The sequence below is a fragment of the Chthonobacter albigriseus genome, from assembly GCF_013839445.1.
GTDB lineage: Bacteria > Pseudomonadota > Alphaproteobacteria > Rhizobiales > Pleomorphomonadaceae > Chthonobacter > Chthonobacter albigriseus.
On sequence record NZ_JACDIT010000013.1, the window covers coordinates 12,451 to 32,059 of the forward strand.

Consider the following 19,609-nt stretch of genomic DNA (forward strand, 5'->3'; position numbering starts at 1 on the left):
TCCGCCGACGCTTCAGCCGATCGTCTTCTCCAGCACCCTCAGCCAGTTCTCCGTGCCGATCTTGGTCAGCAGCGGCCGGTCGTAGCCGTGTTTCTCCAGCGCCTCGATCAGCACCGGCAGCCCGGCCGCCGACCCGATCGCGGCCGGGATGATCGCCCCGTCGAAGTCCGAGCCGAAGCCCACCCGCGTCTCGCCGACCGCCTCGATCAGCGCATCCACGTGCCGCACGGCGTGCTCCAGGTCGGTGTCCGCGCGCATCTGCCCGTCCGGCCGCAGGAACGCGGTCGCGAAGTTGAGCCCCACCATGCCGTCGCTTTCGCGGATGGCCGCCAGCTGCCGGTCCGTCAGGTTGCGGGCCGAAGCGCAGAGCGCATGGACGTTCGAGTGCGTCGCCACGATCGGCCCGTCGGTGATCGCCGCCACGTCCCAGAAGCCTTTCTCGTTGAGATGCGAGACGTCAACGAGGATCCGCCGCGCATTGCAAGCCTTCACCAGCGCCTTCCCCTCCTCAGTCAGCCCTGGGCCGATGTCGGGCCCGCTCGGGAAGCGGAACGGCACCCCGTGCCCGAAGATGTTCGGGCGGCTCCACACCGGTCCGAGCGATCGCAGCCCCGCTGCGTAAAGCACGTCCAGCATGGCGAAGTCCGGATCGATCGCCTCCGCCCCTTCCACATGGAGCACCGTGGCGAGCGACCCGCGCGCGATCGCCCCGCGAACCTCCCCCGCACTCCGGCAGATCGACACCGCGCCTTCGCCCGCCCGCTCGATCCGCAACAGGAGCGCCACCATCGCCAGCGTCGAGGTGCGCGCCGCGTCCCGGGTGAGGACGTCGGGCAGCGGCACGTCGTAGCCGTCGCCGGTCATGAAGCTGTCGAAGCGGAAATTGCCCGGGCTCGGCGGAAACACAGCGAAGAGGCCGCCCACAAGCCCGCCGCGCCGCGCCCGCGGAAGGTCCAGCTGTCCGTCCCGCGTCCCCTCCAGGAAGGCCACCTCGCCCGGCTTGTCCTTGCGGTTTGCCAGACGGAGCAGCACGTCGTTGTGCCCGTCAAAAACCGGAACCAGATCGTCCATGGGATCTCTCTGCCTGAAGTGTGCGCTGCGGCATAGGTCATACCAACCCGCCGCGAAGCCGTCACGCCCGTTTGCCCGTCATCCCGCTGTCGGCGTCGACAGCAGCCACAGCCCGAATGCCGTGTAGCCCACCATCACCGCCGCGAGCGGCGCTTCGATCGCGAGCGCCTCGCGCCGCGATCGCGCCACCGCCGCCGCCGCCAGGTGCGCGGCCACCACCGCCACCACGTGCCCCACCACGATCACCCCGGTCTGCACCGCGAACACCCGCGTCGACCCCGCCGCCGACGTCAGGAACGATGTGGTCACCTGCATGCCCCGGAGCCCGAGCAGGTTCGCGCCCAGTCCCAGCGGATCGTTCGCCGCCAGCAACGCATACTGCCCGTTGACCAGCAGCGCCGTCAGGTAGTGCGCCAGATGAAACGCGATCGAGATCGGCACCACCGAAAGCACCGCCCGCCCCGCCGCGTCCGCATACCGCCCCGGCCGCCCGGCCGCCGCCCATCCGATCGCCGTCGCCGCGAAGAACACCCCCGCCAGCACGGCGAAAGCCGCCAGCAGCCCGGCCGTGTTCGCTCCCGTCACCGCGCTGCGCCCAGGAAACTCAAGCGGATTGATCCCGATGAACGACAGCCACGTGAACGTCTTCGAAAACCCGTCGAACGACACGGTGGCGAGCGTCAGGAGCACGTAGGCGACGCCCGTGACGGGCATCGGCTTGGCGTGCACCAGCCCCGCCCCCGGCAGCGCAAGCACCACCGCGACCCTTCCGTCGTCCCGCCGTTCGAACACCAGCGGCGACAGCCGCGCCACGAAACGGAAGAACGGCGCGAACGGGTCGCCCCGCCCCATCCAGTCCTCCTCCCCGAACGTCGCCAGGCACGCGAACGAGAGGATCAGGTAGATCGACACCGCCGTCGCCAGCGTCTCCGGCTCGTCCGGCTTCAGGCTCACCAACTCGAACCAGGCGAACAGGAGGAACCCGCCGATCGCCGGCCAGTATCCGAGCCCCGCGGGCAGCGGCCGCGCCGCCGCCTTGAGTTCGCCCCCGAGCCACCGGTCTAGCAACCGATATGGCCCCGTCAGCGGGTTGAGATACGCCCAGAGGTTCCCGAACACCGCATGCGCCAGCGGAAACCCAACCCACCACACCGTCCAGATCGACAGCGGCAGCGGATTGGTCAGCGGGTCCGGATAGCCGAGGAACCCCACCGCCACCAGCGCCAGCACGATCACCGCCGACAGCGTGCTCGTCCACGTCGGATCGACCGCCGGCACCGTCCCGAGCCGCAGCCGCGCCGCGGCGATCGCCCGCCCCGCCCGCTCCGGGATCAGCGCGGCGGCCAGAAAGCTCGCCGCCACCGCCGCCGCCCCGCCCGCCATCACGTGGCCGGTCGGCAGCAGCATCACGAAGCCACGCTCCGAGCCGTGCGCCAGCGCCGGTCCCGCCCCGCCGACCAGCAGCAGCGCACCCAGCACTCCCGACCAGCTCCGCCCCCCGGCCATGGTCAGTGCCCCACCCCCACATAGCGGTCGATGAGCCCGTGGTCGGCCCTGACGGCCTCCACCGGGAGCGTGTCCCGCACCGTCCCGTTCTCCACGAAGGCCACCCGATCGGCCACCGGCAGCACCGCGTCCACCCGCTGCTCCACCAGGATGGTCGCCACGTCGTGCCGCTTCAATTCGATCACCGACTGCCGGATCGCCGCGATCATGGAGGGCATCAGCCCCTCGGTCGGCTCGTCCAGGAGCAGCACCTTCGGCTCCAGGCAGAGCGCCCGCGCCATCGCCAGCATCTGCTGCTCGCCGCCCGACAGCGTGCCGGAGCGCTGCTCCATCCGCTCCTTCAGCACGGGAAAGAGATGCACCGCCCGCTCCAGCGCCGCCGGCCCGGTCTTGCGCGTCATCTGCCCGATCAGGAGGTTCTCCCGCACGGTCAGTTCGCTGAACAGCCGCCGACCCTGCGGCACGTATCCGATCCCCTGCCGCGGCACCTCGTGCGCCGGCAGGTGCCCGATGTCGACGCCATCGAGCACGATGCGCCCGGCGCGCGCCCGGACCAGCCCCATGATCGCCTTCAGTGCCGTGGTCTTGCCCGCCCCGTTGCGCCCCATCAGGCAGAGCACCTCGCCCGTCTTCAGCGAAAGCGACAGCCCGCGCAGCACCTGCACGTCGCCGTAGAAGCAGTCGATCCCGCTCACCTCCAGCATCAGGCGCTCCCTCCGAGATAGGCGGCCTGCACGGCGGCGTTGGCGCGGATTTCCGCGGGCGTACCCTCCGCCAGCACCTTGCCGTGGTCCAGCACCGTGATCCGGTCGGCCAGATCCATCACCACCTTCATGTTGTGCTCGATCAGGAGCACCGTCGCATGCGTCGCGATCGTCCGCGTCAGCGCGATGAACCCCTCGATCTCCCCGTCCGAAAGCCCCTGCGTCGGCTCGTCCAGGATCAGCAGCTTGGGATCGAGCGCCAGGCCCATCGCCACTTCCAGCAGCCGCTGGTGCCCGTAGGCAAGCGTACCCGCCGCCTGCTCCCGTCGGCTCGCCAGATCCACCCGGGTAAGCGCCTCCATCGCCCGGGCCTCGATCGCCGCCGGCGTTGCCCCGTGCCCGAACCCGGCGCCGCCTGTCAGCGCGCTCTGCGCCGCCAGCGCCGCGTTGTCGAACACGGTGAGCTTGGGGAACACGCTGGTGATCTGGAAGGTATAGGCGATCCCCCGGCGCACCCGCTTGAACTCCGGAAGCCCGGTCACGTCCTCACCCTCGAAGGTGATCGTCCCGGCCGTCGGCGCTACACGGCCCGAGATCAGGCTCACGAAGGTCGTCTTGCCGGCCCCGTTCGGCCCGATCACGGCGCGGATCTCGCCGGCCGTCAGCGTGAAGTCCACGCCGCCCACGGCCTCCAGCCCGCCGAACCGGCGCCGGAGCCCCTCCGTTTTCAGAAGCGTCACGGCAGCCATGGGAGCCACCTCGCGCGCACGGTTCCGAGAATCCCCTTCGGGAAGAACAGCACCAGCAGCACCAGCACCACGCCCACCACCAGCAGCGAGGCCGTGGTGTAGCCGCTCGCCAGGTCCACCAGGTGGAACATCACCAGCGTCCCGAGCACCGGCCCCAGCACCGTCGCCGCCCCGCCCAGCAGCGTCCACAGCAGCGGATAGATCGAGTACTGGATCGACGCGAAGGTCGAGCCCACGTAGCCGAACGCCAGCGCCGTCGCCGCGCCGGCCGCCGCCGAGATCGTGCCCGACACCACCACGGCGAACAGCTTGGTCCGGAAGCTGTCGAAGCCCAGCATCAGCGTCCGCGGCTCGTTCTCGCGGATCGCGATCAGCACCCGCCCGATCGGCCGTTTCACGATCAGGAGCGACACCCCGATCGTCACCGCCAGCAGCACCAGCGCCAGGTTGAACCGCAACCCCGCGTCGGCGAGGTCCACCGTCGCGCCCAGCATGGCGAACTTCCGGCTCGCCTCGGGCAGCACGATCCCCTCGTCGCCGCGCGTGATGTCGCCGAAATAGAGCGTCGCGAGGTGCCCGGCCTGCGCGAACATCAGCGTCACGATCATGAACGCCACGCCCGTCGTCCGGAGCGCCACCGCCCCGATCAGGAGCGACACCGCCAGCCCCGCCGCGATCCCCGCCGCGAAGGCCGTCGGCGCAGTGAAGCCCCAATAGGTCGCGCTCAGCCCCGCCGCATAGAGCCCCGTGGCGAAGAACAGCGCGTGGCCGAGGCTCAGCAACCCGGTGTAGCCGAACAGCACGTTGAACCCGATGGCGTAGACCGACAGGATCATCACCCGCGTCAGTGTCAGGTGATGGTAGTCGCTCAGCACGAATTGCAGCGCGAACAGGAGGGCGATCACCCCCACGTGGAGCAGAACCGCGCGGCTCATCGCGGCGCCGTCCCATAGAGCCCGCCGGGCTTCACCACCAGCACCAGCGCCACCAGCAGGGTTCCGAGGATCTTGGCGAGCGTCGGCGTGAAGAACACCGAGATCACCCCGTCGGAGAGCCCGATCACCACCGCCGCCACCATGGTGCCCTTCAGGCTCCCCAGGCCGCCGATGATCACCACGATGAACGACAGCAGCAGCGGATCCAGCCCCATCAGGTAGTGCGCCTGCTGGATCGGCACGATCAGCACCGCCGCCACCGCCGCCAGCATCGCCCCCACGGCGAACACCGCCGCGTAGACCGTGTCCACGGGAATGCCGAACGCCTGCGCCGTCTCCCGGTCGAACTGCGTCGCCCGCATCACCAGCCCGAGCTTCGTGCGCGTCAGCACGAACCACGCCCCGACCAGCAGCGCCACGGCCGCCGCCACCACGAACAGCTTGTAGCCGGAGTAGCCGAACCACGGGAACACGACCCGGTAGGTGAACGGCGCCTGCACCGGCCGGGCGTCCGGCCCGAAGAAGGTCAGCGCCAGCTGCTGCAGAATGAACAGGAGCCCGATCGTCGCCACGATCGTAGCCTCCGGGTCGTGCCCCAGTCGGCGCAGCACCAGCCGCTCCGCCCCCAGCGCCACCGCCCCCACGACCAGCGGCGCCCCCACGAACGCCGCCGCAAATCCCACGGCCGGATGCCCCGGCACGAAATGCGAGATCGCCCAGGCCGTCACCGCGCCCAGCATGAAGAACTCCCCATGCGCCACGTTGACCACCCGCATGACCCCGAACACCAGCGACAACCCCAGCGCCATCAACGCCAGCACCGCCGCCGTCACCGTCCCCTCCAGGAGGGCAAGAAGCAGATGAGGACCAAAAGCCAAGCGCCATCTCCCGAAGCCAGACCACCCTACGCCAACCGCGTCCCTCCCCCTTGCGGGCAGGGACAAAGTGTGGGGGCATCACCGCCCCAACCGACCGGAAACCCCTCCCCCTAACCCGTCATGGTCCGCGTAGGCGGACCACCCACGCATTTTTCCCGGACCGCGCTGCACACCCCAACGCCCATCCAAGCCAAGCACACGAACCCGTGGGTGGTCCGCCTGCGCGGACCAAGACCTCGAGTGGGCAGGGTACAAGGGGCATGCGGGAAAAGGAGCGGAGCAGCCGGAGTGGGCAGTGGGGGTCGAAGATCCAAAGGAAACCCGCCCCCCTACCCCCTCGGCTGCCTACCGCCCCTATCCCCTCACAACGCCTGCTTCGTGTAGTCCGTCTCGTCCGGATACATCCCGTCCTCGATGCTCGTCCGGTGCACCACCTCCGCCTTGCCGCTCTTCACCTGCGTGATGTTCTGGTGGCCGAACACCTGATGGGTCTTGCCGTTGAACACCTTGTCGCCCTGCGGATGCTCGTTGCCCTCGGCGATCGTGGTGATCGCTTCGGTCGCCTCGATCAGCTTGGCCCGATCGGCTTCGCCCTGGTAGCCGGCCGCCTCCATCGCATGCTTCAGGATGAACAGCGTCTCCCAGCAGCCGAACATGTGGCTGTAGGTCGAGATGTCGGCCGGATCGCTGGTGCTCGCCCCGTTGGCGTCCACGCCCACCTTCTCCCGGTAGAACGTGTCGAAGGCGCTCGGGCTGGCGCCCGCATGGCGCGGGAACGCCTCCCAGAAGTAGCTGTTCTCCAGGAACTCCAGCCCGGGGCTGGCGAGGTCCACCGCTTCCAGGCTGTCGATGAAGCCGAACAGCTTGGGGTGTTCCGATCCGAAGTGCTCGCCGAGCTCCTTCACGAAGGTCAGCACCGCCGGTCCCACCATCACGTGGTAGAGCACTTCCGTGTCGGACGGGATGTTCGGGAAGTAGCGGGTGAAGCTCGTCTCGGTCGGCGGCACCGGGATCAGCGTCGTCACCTCGCCGCCCTGCGCCTTCATCGCGGCGGAGAAGTAGTCGCGGTGGTCGTATCCGAAGGCGAAGTCCGGATAGATCATCGTAACCTTCTTGCCGAGGTTGCTCGCGATCCACGGCGCCATCGACTGCACCTGGCTCTTCACGTCCGTGATGCCGGGCTGGAAGGTGTAGCGGTTGAGCATTCCGGACGCCACGTGATGGCCTTCCGAGACAACGTAATAGGGCAGCTTCAGCTCGCCCGCCCGCGGCGCCGAGCCGATCACCACGTGGCTGAACAGCGTGCCGAACGCCACGTCCGTCTTGTGCTGGGTGGCGAACTTCTCCACCACCTCCGCGCCGCGCTTCGGATCGGTGCCGTCGTCCTCCGCGATCACCTCCACCGGGCGCCCGTTGATGCCGCCGGCCTCGTTGATCAGCTTCACAGCCGCCGTGGTGGTCCGCTCGTACCAGCGCCCGTAGGCGGCGCCGATGCCCGTCCGGTGCACCTGGAAGCCGATCTTGATCGGCGCCGAGCTCTGCGCCTGCGCATAGCGCACGAACCCCGGGCCGAGCGTCAGCCCGCCCGCCGCCGCGGCGCCGGTCAGCGCCAGGCCTTTCAACGCATCGCGCCGCGTCAGGGTGCTGGCCGGTGCCGTCGTCTTCTTGTCGTCAGTCATGTCCCGCCTCCGTCTGGTTCGGGCGGGGGCCGTTGTCCCCCGGCGCTCCGCCCTGTCGAGTTGCCTAACAGATTACCACAGGAATGCACGTCAACATCCGGCCGGCGATGGTTTTACCGCTGGCCATCCCACTTGGAGATCTCGTCCTGCTTCAGGCCGCCCATCCGGGCATGCGGCCGTCCTCCCGTCGTCATCGCCAGGATGAACACGAGTTCGTCGGCGCGCGGTCCGTCCGGGACCGTCACCGTGATCGCGTCGAAATGGCTGCGCACATAGGCGGCGTTGCGGTGGTGGATCGGGATGTCGATCGCCGCGCCCATCGCCGCCACCTTGGCGGCCGAAGGCACGATCGACAGCGCCTTGCCCAGGAGCTCCCGCATCGCGTATCCGCCCGGCACGTGCCAGAGCGCGCCATGCTCAACCTCGCCGGCCGACCCCACCAGCGATCCCTTGCCGTAGGCCTCGATCGCCGCCTCGTCGCCGCCCAGCGCCGCGAGCAGGCGGCTGCTGCAGACGAGCCCCAGCGGCTTCAGCAGCTCCATCGCGCTCTCCAGTTCCGGCTCGTAGCGCCCGGCGAACGGATTGCGCACCACCGCGGCCACCCAGCCCTTGCGCACCGGCTCCTGCAGCGGCGGCCCACCGTCGTGGCGGATCTCCTCCACTGCGGTCACGATCTTGCGCACGTCGAACATCACGCGATCCTCTTCCGTCTCTCGATAGCCGTCGGCCTCGCGCTCGCGACCCGGTCCAGGGTCGCGTCCGCCACCACCCGCGTTTCCCCCTGCAGAGAGAGGAACGCCGCAATCACCAGCCCCCGCCGCATCAGCGCCCCGGCCACCGCCGCGCCGTGCTCCAGCGCCGCCGCCCGCGTCCGCGCGGAGAGCGGCCCGACTGAAACCGTCACTAGCCGCTCGCCGAGATCGCTGTCCGGGTCGAGCGACCGCGCCGGCCGCCTCACCACCGCCGGATCGTCCGCGTCCACCGCGTTGGCGATCATCGTCGCCGCCGCATCCGCCGCCGCCGCGTCCGCCGCCAGCACGGTCACGCTGTCCGCGATCCCGAGCGAGAACGACCGCCCGCGCGCCCCGGAGGTCGCGATCCCGCCCACGCCGTCTCCCGCCGTCACCCGCACCAGGCCGTTGAGCCCCGGCACCGCACGATCATAGGCCTCCCGCTCGGGCCACTCGCCAAAATCCGCCGCCACCGCCACATCCAGCGCTGTCCCCGGCCCGCACCACACGGCGATGTCCCCGCCGTCGTTCACGAAGGCCCGCTCGATCCCCGGCACGCTCCGCAAGGCAGCCATCAGCTCGTCCGCCACTGCCCCGGCCACCGCCGCCATCGGCGTGATGAACGCCGGCGCGAACGGCCGCACCGCGCGCGCCATCCGCAGCCCCACCGGCGAGACCGGCTCCTCCGCGCCGCCGTCCACAGGCCGGCGCAACGCGTCCAGCTCCGCGCAGAGTTCGCCGAGGATCCCCCCGAACCGCGCCGCTGCCGCCCGTTCCGCAGCCGCCACGGCTGCCTCGTCGCCCCAGGCCTTCAGCACCACGTCCATCGGCCCGTGCGAGAGGTGCAACCTCCCGCCCGTCAGCCTCTGGATTGTCGGCGCATCGAACCCCATCGCTCACCCCATCTTCGCCAAGAGCCGCAGGAACTCCGCCCGCTCCGCTGGGCTCAGCGGTTCCAGCGTCCGCCGCGAAACCTCGTAGCCCGCCACCTTCATCGCCTCGATCGTCGCCGCGCCCTCCCGCGTCAGCTGCAGCATGATCAGCCGCCCGTCGTCCGGGCTCGGCGTCTGGTGCACCCAGCCCCGCTTCAGGAGCCGCCCGGCCACGCCCGAGATCGTCGCCGGGTCCATCGCCGTCATCCGCCCCAGTTCGTTCTGCGAGGCCGACCCCACGTCCGACAGCTTGGCCAGCGCAGCCAGCTGGGTCGGCGTCACCTCGAACGCCGCCATCGTGTCCGCGAAGATCGCGCTCGCCCGCTGGTGCGCCCGGCGGATCAGGAACCCCACCTGCTCTTCCAGCCGGTAGCCCGTCATTGCCGCACCCCCGTTTCCGGATTGAGCGGCCACGGCAGGTCCCCGGCCATCGCCTCCACCCGCGCCTCCGGCCCGACAGCGGCGAGAAGGTCGCCGATCCGCACCACCTCGCCCATATGCCCGCCCAGCCGTTCGTAGAACGCGGCCGGAAGCGTGAACTCCATCGGCGCCACCAGCGCCGGCGTCGGCACGGTCCCGAACGAGCCCTTCGGCATCTTGGCCACGTCTACCATCACGGTGATCCCGCCGCCCGGCCACAGCGTCACCGGCGCGCCGCCCATCGTCACCCGCGTCTCACCCTTGGCCACCGACCGGGTCAGCAGCACCGGGTTCTCGGTCACCCCCGCGCGCAGCGATCCGCCGGCCCCCGCCACGAACAGTACGCTCGACAGCGACGGCTCGCAGTTCTCCCCGATCCGCTCCACCACGCGTCCCACCGCCTCCGGCATCGGCGCCGGCACCGGCGTCAGCGTCTCGTCCAGCACGCAGTAGAGCGCATCCTCTCCCGTGGTGGAGGTGATCAGCAGCCTGAGTCCCGGCCACGCCACCGCCGGATCGATCCGGCTGATCACCGACAGCGGATCGGTGATGTCGGTCCCGCCCCAGCCGATGCCGGGGTTCGCCACCTGGAAATATCGTCCCGGCGTCGACTTGCGCCCCCGCACGCGGATCCCCGCCGGCCGCATCGCCAGCACCCGGCCCGCCTGGTGTTCGCTCAGCACCCCGGTGATGTGATCGTCGAGCACGATCACCTCGTCCACGTGCCCCAGCCACTGCTTGGCGAAGATCCCCACCGTCGCCGAGCCGCAGCCGACGCGCATCCGCTCTTCCGTCCGGCCGTCGACGATCGGCGCCGCCCCCGCCTGCACCGTCACCGCATGTCCGCCGTCGATCGAAAGCGTCACCGCCTCGCCGGAGGAAAGCCTCATCAGCGTCTCGCAGGTGACGTTGCCCTCCTTCTTCGACCCGCCCGTCAGGTGCCGCACGCCGCCCAGCGACAGCATCTGCGAGCCGTATTCGGCCGTGGTCACATGCCCCACCGCCTCGCCGTCCACCCGCACCGTCGCGGTTTCCGGGCCGAGGTGCCGGTCGGTGTCGATCTTCACCTTCACGCCGCAGTAGCTGAAGATGCCCTCGGTCACCACGGTCACCGTATCGACGCCCGCCTGCTCGGAGGCCACGATGAACGGCGCCGGCTTGTAGTCCGGATAGGTCGTTCCCGCGCCCACCCCCGTCACGAAGGCCCGCTCCGGGTCGATCAGCCGCCCGTTCCAGCCGTCCGCCGCCTGCGGCCCGGCGAAGGGCACCAGCGGCGTGCCGTCCTCCACCGCCTTGGTCAGGATCAGCACCGGATCAACCCGCACCAGCCGCCCGTCCTCGTTGGCATAGCGCGCGCACGCCCCCGCCCGCCCCGGCCGGATCCGGCAGAGCACCGGGCACGCATCGCAGCGGATGATCCCGTCGTCCTCCACGGCGCCGAACTTGGCGGACCGCGCGTCCGCGGAGAATGGATCGGCCACGGCGCTCATCGCCCGCCCTCCTGCAGCGCTTCCCACAGCCGATGCGGCAGCACCGGCACCCGCGTCATCCGCGCCCCCGTCGCATGCCGGATCGCCGACAGGATCGCCGGCGCCGTCGCCACCAGCGCCGGTTCGCCCACGCCCTTGGCGCCGAACGGCCCCACCGGCTCCGGGTCCTCGATCAGGTGGATGGTCATCTCCGGCATGTCGCCCACGGTCGGGATCAGGTAGTCGTGCAGGTTCTCCGTCCGGCCCGGAATGAACTCCTCCATCAGCGCCAGGCCCAGCCCCTGCGCGATGCCGCCGTGGATCTGCCCTTCCGTCAGCGTCGGGTTGATCGCCCGTCCCACGTCATGCGCGGCGTGGATCGCCAGCACCTTCACGGTGCCGAGGGCCGTGTCCACCGCCACCTCGGCCATCTGCGCCGCGAACCCGTAGGAGGCGTAGGGCACGCCCTGCCCCTCCGCGTCGAGCGGGCTCGTCGGCGGATCCCACGTGCCCTCGCCGGCCAGCACCACGCCGGCCTCGTCCGCCGGCAGGCTGGAGATCTCGATCCGCCGCGTCGCCTCGCCGTCGGCGATCGTCAGCACGCCCTCGGCGATCGAGATCCGCGCCTCCGGCCCCGCGTTCGCCAGCGAGAGAACGCCCTTGCGCAGCGCCTCGCCCGCCAGCCGCGCGGCGTTGCCCGACACCAGCGTCTGCCGGGATGCCGAGGTCTTGCCCGCATCCGCCGTCAGGTCCGTGTCGCCCACCACCAGCCGGAACGCCTCGGCCGGCACGCCCAGCGCCTCCGCCGCGATCTGCGTCAGCACGGTCGTAGAGCCCTGCCCGATGTCCACCGCCCCGTTGTGGAAGGTCAGCCGTCCGTCACGCGAAAGCGTGATCCGCATCGTCGAGGGATTGGGCAGCGAGGTGTTGCCGCAGCCGTACCACATGCAGGCGATCCCGACGCCGCGCCGCACCCGGCCCTCGCCGCGGTTCCATTCCGCCGCCCGCGCCAGCCCTGCTTCCCACTCGGGCTTCAGCGCGTCCAGGCATTGCGGCAATCCGGCCGAGGCGAGCCGCTGTCCCGTCGCGGTCTCGTCGCCCGTCCCGATCGCGTTCCGCCGGCGGATCTCCCAGCGGTCCAGCCCCAGTTTCTCTGCAAGATCGTCGATCAGCGTCTCGTGCGCGATCGCCGCCTGCGGCACGCCGAAGCCGCGGAAGGCGCCCGACGGCGTCTCGTTGGTGTAGACCGCCCGCGTCCGCGCCGTCACGTGCGGCACCCGGTACGGCCCCGTCGCGTGCACCGGCACGCGGTTGGCCACCGTGGGCCCCCACGAGGCGTAGGCGCCCGTGTTGAAATCGCCGTCCATGTCGAAGGCCATGAACCGCCCGTCGGCGTCGGCCGAATAGCGCGCCCGGATCTTCGCCGGGTGGCGCTTCGTCGTGGAAGCCATCGACTCCGCGCGGCTGTAGACGATCCGCACCGGCCGTCCCGTCGCGTGCGCCGCCACCGCCAGGATCGGCTGGATCGAGGCATCCAGCTTGCCGCCGAAGCCACCGCCGCAGGCGGTCGGGCGGATCCGCACCTTGTCGTGCGCTACGCCCAGCACGCGTGCGGTCTCTTCCAGGTCCATGTAGGGCGCCTGCGTGCAGGCGCTCACCTCCATCCGGTCGCCCACCGGTTCGGCGAACCCGGCCTCCGGCTCGATATAGGCATGCTCCACGAACGCCGTCTCGAACCGGCCTTCCGCCGTGGCCGCCGCTCCCTGGTGCCCAGTCTCCGCATCCCCGCGCTTCAGGTACCCCCGCGTCAGCACATTGCCCGGCGAGCCTGCATGCAGCGCCGGCGCCTCGGCAGCCAGGGCCGCCTCCACGCCCGTCAAAGGCGGCAGCACGGTCCAGGCGATCGGCAGGTCAGCGTCCGAAACGCTCTCCACGGCCTCCTTCGTCCCCACCAGTGCCGCGATCGCTTCGCCGCGGAACCGCACATGGCCGTCCGCGAACACCGGTTGGTCCTTGGTCGTCGGAAAGATCCCGAAGCTGTTCTCGCCCGGCACGTCCCGGGCCGTCACGATCGCCTCGAGCCCCGGCACCCGGCTCCGCACGGACTCCAGATCCCCGATTGCAAAGGTCGCCCGCGCATATGGCGACCGCAACACACGCACCCAAAGCGCCTCCGCCGGGGCCGCATCCGCCCCGAACACCTCCGTCCCCGCCACTTTCCCCCAGCCATCCAACCGCGCGATCCGCCGCCCCACGCTGAGGAAGCCACCATCTCCCTCGTCACGCGCCACTCGGCCGCCGTCACCGTCCTCCACCCTCGCCGTCATGGTCCGCGAAGGCGGACCACCCACGCCTTTGTCGGCCCGACCCCCGTCACTCTCCACATCCCAAGCCGTCATGGTCCGCGAAGGCGGACCACCCACGCATCTGTCTTCCCGACCCCCGTCACTCTCCCCACCCCAAGCCGTCATGGTCCGCGAAGGCGGACCACCCACGCCTTTGCTTGCATCCACCTCCCCCGCCACGCTCATCACCGCATCGAGGATCTTCACATACCCAGTGCACCGGCAGAGCACCCCGCCGAGCGCGTCTTCCACCGCCTCGCGTCCCGCCCCCGGCTCCCGCGCCAGCACGTCCGTCGCGGCCATCAGCATGCCCGGCGTGCAGATCCCGCACTGCGCCGCCCCATGCTCCAGGAAAGCCCGCCGCAGCCGGTCGGTGATCCCGTCCGGCCCGGCGCCCTCCACCGTCTCCACCGCCGCGCCATCGGCCTGCGCCGCCGAGACGAGACACGCGCACACCTGTTCCCCGTCGAGGATCACCGTGCACGCGCCGCAGTCACCCGCGTCGCAGCCCACCTTGGTACCGATCAGCCCCAATCCGTCCCGGAGTGCCGTGGCAAGGCTCTGGAACGGATCCACCGCCACCGTTCTTGCCGCGCCATTCACCGTCAGCGCGATCGACACGATGTCCTTGGGGGTTTGCGCGCCGTCCGCCATCACGCCACCCTCCGTTCGCCGTCGCCAGCAAGCCCGCCCACGATGTCCCGCACCAGCGTCAGCGCGGCCGCCCGCCGATAGTCTCCGCTCGCCCGGATGTCGTCGATCGGCGTCAGTTCGTCCAAAAGCTCCGGCTCCACCGCCGAAACCGCCGCCCCGGCCGGAACCCCCACCAGCGCCGCCTCCAGTCGCAGCAACCTCTGTGCTCGGGCGCTGCACGCCCCCACGGCCAGTGCCGCAGACCGGATCCGCCCGTCCTCGCCCACCGCGATCACCCCCGCCGCCATGGCGATCGAGATCACCAGGTACCGACGCGCGCCAAGCTTGGCGAAGGCACCAACCGCGCCCTCCGCCGGCCGCGGCACCACCACCGCCGTCACCAGCTCGTCCGCCCGCAGCGCCGTGGTGCGGTACCCCGTCACGAAGTCGCCCACCGGCACGGTTCTCACCCCGCCCGCCGACGTCAGCTCCACCGCCGCATCCAGGCTGAGCAGGCACGGGATCCCATCGCCGGCCGGCGATGCCGTGCAGAGGTTGCCCGCGATCGTCCCGCGGTTCTGCACTTGCCGTCCGCCCACATCCTTCGCCGCCGCCTGCCACCCCGCGAACGCCGCTGGCAGCGCCGCGCGCCGCAGCTCCGTCCACGTGGTCAGCGCGCCGAACCGGTATCCATCCGCCGTCTCGTCGATCCCTCTCAGCTCCTGCAGCCGGCTGACGTCGAGGATGTCCGTCCGGCTCATGTCGCCCCACCCGGCACGGGCAGTCCTCGCCGGAACAATATCGGTCCCCCCGGCCAGCACGGTGATAACTTTTTCGGCCCGGATGGCGAGCGCCTCGGCGAGCGTGTCGGGCCGGTAGTAACGTGCCATCGCTCCCTCCTCAGTTATCCCCGCGGGGGTGGACGCTCGACGCACCGTCCGACGCTACGTAGCCGTCAGACGCGTCGAGAAACGCGACTACACTCTGCGCCGGAAAACCCTGCGTGTCAGGGTAGTAGCCCCTTACCGTATCTCGGCGGATCAGATCCTCGTCCCGAAGCGCGGGATCGCCATAGCCACCCCCGCCCGGCGTCATCACCTCGACCCGGTCGCCGGCCGTCAAAGGAATGTCCTGGTCCTTTGAAAGATGTTCCGGAACAAACACTTGGCCGTCCCGGTGGATGCGAACCACATTGCGCGCGCCATCTTCCCCGCCCAGCACCCCAGGCGGCCCGAACCGCCCATGGTCCATCACGAACGACGCCCGCGCCTCCCCTCGAAGGAGCTCGACTTCGTAGTGGACGCCAAATCCGCCGCGGTGCCGGCCCGCCCCACCCGAGCCTTCCCGCAGGGCGAACCGACTGAAGAGAACAGGATAATACTGTTCCATGACTTCAACAGGCGCCGTTTTGGAGATCCCGATCGTGGAACAACCGTTGGTTAGGCCGTCGTGATAAGCATTACCGCCATAGCCGCCACCGGAAATCTGGTACATGACATAGCTCGTCCCGCGCTCCGGATCGAACCCGCCGAGCGCGAAATTGCCGGACGATCCCGCCGGCGCGGCCGTCACCTTGTCCGGAATGGCCTTGACCAGAGCCAGGAACACCGCCTCCGCGATCCGCTGCGAAACCTCCGCCGCACACCCGGAAACAGGCCTCGGATAGCGTGCATCAAGGAACGTCCCGACTGGCCGCTCGATCGTCAGCGGCTCGAAGGCGCCGGCATTCAGCGGCGTATCCGGAAAGATGTGGCGGACGGCGAGATAGACGGCCGAGTATGTGGTCGCCACCACCGAGTTCATCGGTCCGCGACACGGCGGTGATGAACCCGTGAAATTGAAATGAAGTCCTTCGCCGGACTTCGTCACGGTGAGCGCGATACGCAGTGGCTCATTCACCACACCGTCTGAATCGACGAAAGCCTCGGACCGATACACGCCGTCCGGAATGCCGGCCACATGAGCCCGCATCAGGGTCGCAGCCCGCCCGCGGATCTCGCCGATGGCCTCCCGCACCGTCTCTGCACCATACCGGTCCAGCAGTTCGGCGAGCCGCCGCTCGCCCACCCGCAGCGCCGCGGCCTGGGCCCGGATGTCGCCGATGCGCTGGTCGGCGATCCGTATGTTCGAAGTAATGATGGAGTAGATCTCAGTATCCATCACTCCCTTCTTGAACAGTTTCACCGGCGGCAGCCGCAGTCCCTCCTGCTCAACCTCGGTCGCCTTGGCCGAAAACCCGCCCGGAACCATGCCGCCGATGTCCGGCCAGTGTCCGGTGTTCTGGAGCCAGCAGAACAACTCCCCTTCATGGTAGAACGGAAGAACGAACCTGACATCCATCAGATGCGTTCCCCCGAGATAGGGGTCGTTGACGATGTAGATATCACCCGGCTCTGGCGGAAGAACGGATCCTTCCCGTATCAGCCTGATCATCTCCCTCGTGGAATATTGCATCGTTCCCACGAACACCGGAAGACCAAGTTCTCCCTGTGCGATCAGCGAGCCATCGGTCTTGTCGTAGATGCCAGACGACCGATCGTCTGCTTCCGCAATTACCGGCGAGAACGCCGATCGCGTGAACGCAATGTCCATTTCATTGCAGACCTGACCGAGACCTGCTTGAATGACTGCCAGTGTGATCGGATCAAGACTGCTCATGATCAGTCCCTCACCTTGATGCGAAGGTTTCCGATCGCATCGACTTCAGCCGTCGATCCCGGTTCTATCACGGTGGTTGCATCCAGTTGCTGGATGACGGCCGGCCCAGGGATGCGATCACCCGCAGACAGCGCCTCGCGGTCCCAAACGCCAGCGTCAAGCCAGGCACCGTCGGCAAAAAATTGACGCGATCCCAACAGCTTGGGTCCACCGCTCGGCCGGATCAATGCATCCACCGAGAGCGTCCTGCGCCGCCCGATCACCGACGTCGTGAGGTTCACCAGCACCGCCCGGATCTCAGGCAGTTGTACCTGGAACCGCTTGAAATACGCCGCCTCGAACAGCGCCTGCAGGTCTTCCCGCGACACCTCCGGCCCGGGCAATGCAACCCGGATCAGGTGGGTCTGCCCCCGGAACTGCATGTCCGCCCCGTGCAGCACAACGGTGGAGACGATCTCATCCTGCTCCGCCGCATTGATGGCCTCACCCCTAAGCCTCTGACTTCTAAGGATATCTGCGACCTGATCCATGTCGAGGTCGCCCACCGGCCGGTTCACCGTCTGCACGAAATCCTGCCGGAGGTCTGCAACCAGACACCCCAAGGCGTTGGTCAACCCGGGCCGCGCCGGCACCAGCACCTCCGGGATCCCCAACTCCCGCGCCACTGCCACCGCATGCAACGGCCCGGCTCCGCCAAATGCAAAAAGCACGAAGTCTCGCGGGTCGTAGCCCCGCGACAGCGACACCATCCGGATCGCGCCAGCCATATGCGTGTTCGCCAATTGGATCACCGCGGCCGCAGCAGCCTCTGGCGACAGCCCGATCGGCCCGCCGATCTGCGCCTCGAGCGCTTGTCGGATCACCTCAACGCTCTGTGAGGATTGGGAAAACCGGCTCGGGTCCAGCCGCCCGGTCAGCGTGTTCGCATCCGTGATGGTCACCCGGTTCCCGCCCCGCCCATAGGCGATCGGCCCGGGATTGGACCCTGCTGACTCAGGCCCAACCTTCAGCATCCCCGCCGCATCGATCGACGCGATCGAGCCACCCCCGGCCCCCACCGTTCGCACGTCCACCATCGGAACATGAATGGGAAGGCCGTAGTCGATGGTCAGTTCACTGGAGACTTCTGGAATACCACCGAAGATCAGTGCCACGTCGGTGGAGGTACCGCCCATGTCATAGGTGATCGCATTGCGGATCTCGCTCTGCGCCAACGTCGCCGCTGCCGCCATGACACCGGAAGCCGGCCCTGACATCACGGTTTTCGCCGCCTCGCGCGCCACAAGATCTGCTGAAACCGTGCCGCCGTTGCCGTTCATCACCAGAAGGTCACGGGCAAAGCCGCCGCGCTTCAACTCGTCCTGCAGCCGCCGCACATAGCGGTCCAGGATCGGCTGAACCGCCGCATTCACCGAGGCCGTCGTTCCCCGCTCGTATTCCCGATACTCGGAAAGCAGCTGATGGCCGAGCGTCACGTAGTCGTTTGGCCAGATCGCTGAGACGATCGCCCCGGCCCGAAGCTCGTGGCTGGGGTTCGCATAGGAATGCAGGAAGTGGATGACCACGCTCTCGCATCCCGATGCCAGAAGAGATCGCGCGGCAGCCGCCACCTCGTCTTCATCAAGCGCTGCGAAGACTTCGCCCCGAGACCCCACTCGCTCCGTCACCTCAAGCCGCAACTCGCGCGGCACCAGCGGCTCGAAGGTCCCCATCAACCCGTAGGGCTTCGGCCGGGTCCGCCGCCCCAGTTCCAGCGTGTCGCGGAAACCCCGGGTGGTGATCAGCCCCACCCGGGCCGTCTTCCGTTCCAGGATGGCGTTGGTGGTGGCGGTCGTCCCGTGGATGACCAGGTCGAGGTCGGCAGGAGTGAGTCCGGTCGCGGCGATCGCCGCGATCACGCCGTCCGCCTGGTTCGGCAGCGTCGTCGGCACCTTGGCGAGGCGGATGCCGGTTCCCTCGGGTCCCGTCTCGGTGAGGATCAGGTCGGTGAAGGTGCCCCCGACATCGATGCCGGCCACACGGCGAAGCCGCGTACCGTCGACCGATCGTCCGAATGCGCCCTCCCCGCCCATCGAACTCTCCCTTCCGGAGCTACTTTTCGACGAATGCCTTCTCGATCACGTAGTCCGCCGGCTTCGACGAGGATCCCTCCTCGAACGCCAGTTCCTTCATCAGGCCCACCATGTCCGCGAGCATCGCCTCGCTTCCGCAGATCATGACCCGGTCATGTGCCCGGTCGAGCGGCGGCATGCCGAGATCAGCGGGCAGCTTTCCATCGCGCAACAGGTTGGTCACCCGCCCCGTGTGCCGGAATGGCTCCCGCGTCACGGTCGGATAGTAGAGCAGTTTGCCCGTCACATATTCGGACAGGAACTCGTCCTGCAGAACGGCCGCGACCGTTTCCTCGCCATAGGCAAGTTCAGCGATGAACCGGCAACCATGGACGAGAATGACGCTCTCGAAGCGCTCGTAGACTTGCGGATCCTTGATGATCGACACGAAGGGCGCCAAGCCCGTGCCGGTCGACACGAGATAAAGCCGCTTGCCAGGTGTCAGGCTGTCCTGCACCAGCGTTCCCGTCGGCTTGCGGCCCACCAGGATCTGGTCGCCCGGCTTGATCTCCGCCAGCCTCGAGGTCAGCGGTCCGTTCGGAACCTTGATCGAGAAGAACTCAAGTTCCTCCTCGTGGTTCGCACTCGCGATCGAATATGCCCGGAGCAGCGGCCGCCCCTCGACGGGGAGGCCGATCATCACGAACTGTCCGTTTTCGAAACGAAAGCCGCGGTCGCGGGTGATCTTGAAACTGAACAGGCGATCCGTCCAATGACGAACCCCGGTTACCGTCTGGGTCTCGAGCGCCGCCATCGAGGGCTCCCGCTAGATCATTCGTACACATATG

16 protein-coding genes are annotated in these 19,609 nt (G+C 69.0%); all 16 read right to left on the minus strand.

The window, feature by feature from the left end; all coding sequences use genetic code 11:
- Nucleotides 1-12 precede the first annotated feature (12 nt).
- The 16 genes from HZ321_RS20960 to HZ321_RS21035 all read right to left on the minus strand — a co-directional run bounded on the left by HZ321_RS20960 (nt 13) and on the right by HZ321_RS21035 (nt 19,575).
- On the minus strand, nt 13-1,071 hold the full coding sequence (locus tag HZ321_RS20960; RefSeq protein ID WP_181704370.1) for a dipeptidase: 1,059 nt from the start codon (nt 1,069-1,071) through the stop codon (nt 13-15).
- 78 nt (nt 1,072-1,149) lie between these two features.
- Nucleotides 1,150-2,550 (minus strand): hypothetical protein, encoded by a 1,401-nt coding sequence (locus HZ321_RS20965; protein WP_342343897.1) that lies wholly within the window; start codon nt 2,548-2,550, stop codon nt 1,150-1,152.
- A 29-nt stretch (nt 2,551-2,579) separates the two neighbouring features.
- Complete coding sequence (locus HZ321_RS20970; protein ID WP_181704372.1) at nt 2,580-3,281, minus strand: ABC transporter ATP-binding protein; 702 nt, start codon at nt 3,279-3,281, stop codon at nt 2,580-2,582.
- Complete coding sequence (locus tag HZ321_RS20975) at nt 3,281-4,030, minus strand: ABC transporter ATP-binding protein (RefSeq protein WP_181704373.1); 750 nt, start codon at nt 4,028-4,030, stop codon at nt 3,281-3,283. Before HZ321_RS20975 ends, HZ321_RS20970 begins: the two co-directional genes overlap by 1 nt.
- Nucleotides 4,018-4,965, minus strand: a complete 948-nt coding sequence (locus tag HZ321_RS20980; protein ID WP_181704374.1) for a branched-chain amino acid ABC transporter permease — start codon at nt 4,963-4,965, stop codon at nt 4,018-4,020. Before HZ321_RS20980 ends, HZ321_RS20975 begins: the two co-directional genes overlap by 13 nt.
- Complete coding sequence (locus tag HZ321_RS20985; RefSeq protein ID WP_181704375.1) at nt 4,962-5,843, minus strand: branched-chain amino acid ABC transporter permease; 882 nt, start codon at nt 5,841-5,843, stop codon at nt 4,962-4,964. Before HZ321_RS20985 ends, HZ321_RS20980 begins: the two co-directional genes overlap by 4 nt.
- Before the next feature lie 362 nt (nt 5,844-6,205).
- Nucleotides 6,206-7,522, minus strand: a complete 1,317-nt coding sequence (locus HZ321_RS20990) for an ABC transporter substrate-binding protein (RefSeq protein WP_181704376.1) — start codon at nt 7,520-7,522, stop codon at nt 6,206-6,208.
- A 113-nt stretch (nt 7,523-7,635) separates the two neighbouring features.
- On the minus strand, nt 7,636-8,214 hold the full coding sequence (locus HZ321_RS20995; RefSeq protein WP_181704377.1) for an amino acid synthesis family protein: 579 nt from the start codon (nt 8,212-8,214) through the stop codon (nt 7,636-7,638).
- Entirely contained in the window at nt 8,214-9,146 is a 933-nt protein-coding gene (locus HZ321_RS21000) for a UPF0280 family protein (protein ID WP_181704378.1), read from the minus strand. Before HZ321_RS21000 ends, HZ321_RS20995 begins: the two co-directional genes overlap by 1 nt.
- A 3-nt stretch (nt 9,147-9,149) precedes the next feature.
- Nucleotides 9,150-9,566 carry a MarR family winged helix-turn-helix transcriptional regulator gene (locus tag HZ321_RS21005; RefSeq protein WP_181704379.1) on the minus strand — a complete coding sequence of 139 codons (417 nt, stop codon included), beginning with the start codon at nt 9,564-9,566 and terminating at the stop codon, nt 9,150-9,152.
- Nucleotides 9,563-11,095, minus strand: coding sequence for a 6-hydroxynicotinate reductase (locus HZ321_RS21010; RefSeq protein ID WP_194304097.1), 1,533 nt, complete (start codon nt 11,093-11,095; stop codon nt 9,563-9,565). Before HZ321_RS21010 ends, HZ321_RS21005 begins: the two co-directional genes overlap by 4 nt.
- Nucleotides 11,092-14,073: a molybdopterin-dependent oxidoreductase gene (locus tag HZ321_RS21015; RefSeq protein ID WP_181704380.1), complete on the minus strand. Its 2,982-nt coding sequence runs from the start codon at nt 14,071-14,073 to the stop codon at nt 11,092-11,094. The genes HZ321_RS21010 and HZ321_RS21015 overlap by 4 nt, the downstream gene beginning before the upstream one ends.
- Entirely contained in the window at nt 14,073-14,942 is an 870-nt protein-coding gene (locus HZ321_RS21020) for an FAD binding domain-containing protein (protein ID WP_181704381.1), read from the minus strand. The genes HZ321_RS21015 and HZ321_RS21020 overlap by 1 nt, the downstream gene beginning before the upstream one ends.
- Before the next feature lie 10 nt (nt 14,943-14,952).
- Nucleotides 14,953-16,710 (minus strand): hydantoinase B/oxoprolinase family protein, encoded by a 1,758-nt coding sequence (locus HZ321_RS21025; protein ID WP_181704382.1) that lies wholly within the window; start codon nt 16,708-16,710, stop codon nt 14,953-14,955.
- A 2-nt stretch (nt 16,711-16,712) separates the two neighbouring features.
- Complete coding sequence (locus HZ321_RS21030; RefSeq protein WP_181704383.1) at nt 16,713-18,782, minus strand: hydantoinase/oxoprolinase family protein; 2,070 nt, start codon at nt 18,780-18,782, stop codon at nt 16,713-16,715.
- A 19-nt stretch (nt 18,783-18,801) separates the two neighbouring features.
- Nucleotides 18,802-19,575 (minus strand): ferredoxin--NADP reductase, encoded by a 774-nt coding sequence (locus HZ321_RS21035; RefSeq protein ID WP_181704384.1) that lies wholly within the window; start codon nt 19,573-19,575, stop codon nt 18,802-18,804.
- Between the last annotated feature and the right edge of the window lie 34 nt (nt 19,576-19,609).

Bases quoted from the DNA above. Each gene is read 5' to 3' on its own strand.
- HZ321_RS20960 (WP_181704370.1), bottom strand. From the start codon at position 1,071: ATGGACGATCTGGTTCCGGTTTTTGACGGGCACAACGACGTGCTGCTC.
- HZ321_RS20970 (WP_181704372.1), bottom strand. From the start codon at position 3,281: ATGCTGGAGGTGAGCGGGATCGACTGCTTCTACGGCGACGTGCAGGTG.
- HZ321_RS20975 (WP_181704373.1), bottom strand. From the start codon at position 4,030: ATGGCTGCCGTGACGCTTCTGAAAACGGAGGGGCTCCGGCGCCGGTTC.
- HZ321_RS20980 (WP_181704374.1), bottom strand. From the start codon at position 4,965: ATGAGCCGCGCGGTTCTGCTCCACGTGGGGGTGATCGCCCTCCTGTTC.
- HZ321_RS20990 (WP_181704376.1), bottom strand. From the start codon at position 7,522: ATGACTGACGACAAGAAGACGACGGCACCGGCCAGCACCCTGACGCGG.
- HZ321_RS20995 (WP_181704377.1), bottom strand. From the start codon at position 8,214: ATGTTCGACGTGCGCAAGATCGTGACCGCAGTGGAGGAGATCCGCCAC.
- HZ321_RS21000 (WP_181704378.1), bottom strand. From the start codon at position 9,146: ATGGGGTTCGATGCGCCGACAATCCAGAGGCTGACGGGCGGGAGGTTG.
- HZ321_RS21005 (WP_181704379.1), bottom strand. From the start codon at position 9,566: ATGACGGGCTACCGGCTGGAAGAGCAGGTGGGGTTCCTGATCCGCCGG.
- HZ321_RS21010 (WP_194304097.1), bottom strand. From the start codon at position 11,095: ATGAGCGCCGTGGCCGATCCATTCTCCGCGGACGCGCGGTCCGCCAAG.
- HZ321_RS21015 (WP_181704380.1), bottom strand. From the start codon at position 14,073: ATGGCGGACGGCGCGCAAACCCCCAAGGACATCGTGTCGATCGCGCTG.
- HZ321_RS21020 (WP_181704381.1), bottom strand. From the start codon at position 14,942: ATGGCACGTTACTACCGGCCCGACACGCTCGCCGAGGCGCTCGCCATC.
- HZ321_RS21025 (WP_181704382.1), bottom strand. From the start codon at position 16,710: ATGAGCAGTCTTGATCCGATCACACTGGCAGTCATTCAAGCAGGTCTC.
- HZ321_RS21030 (WP_181704383.1), bottom strand. From the start codon at position 18,782: ATGGGCGGGGAGGGCGCATTCGGACGATCGGTCGACGGTACGCGGCTT.
- HZ321_RS21035 (WP_181704384.1), bottom strand. From the start codon at position 19,575: ATGGCGGCGCTCGAGACCCAGACGGTAACCGGGGTTCGTCATTGGACG.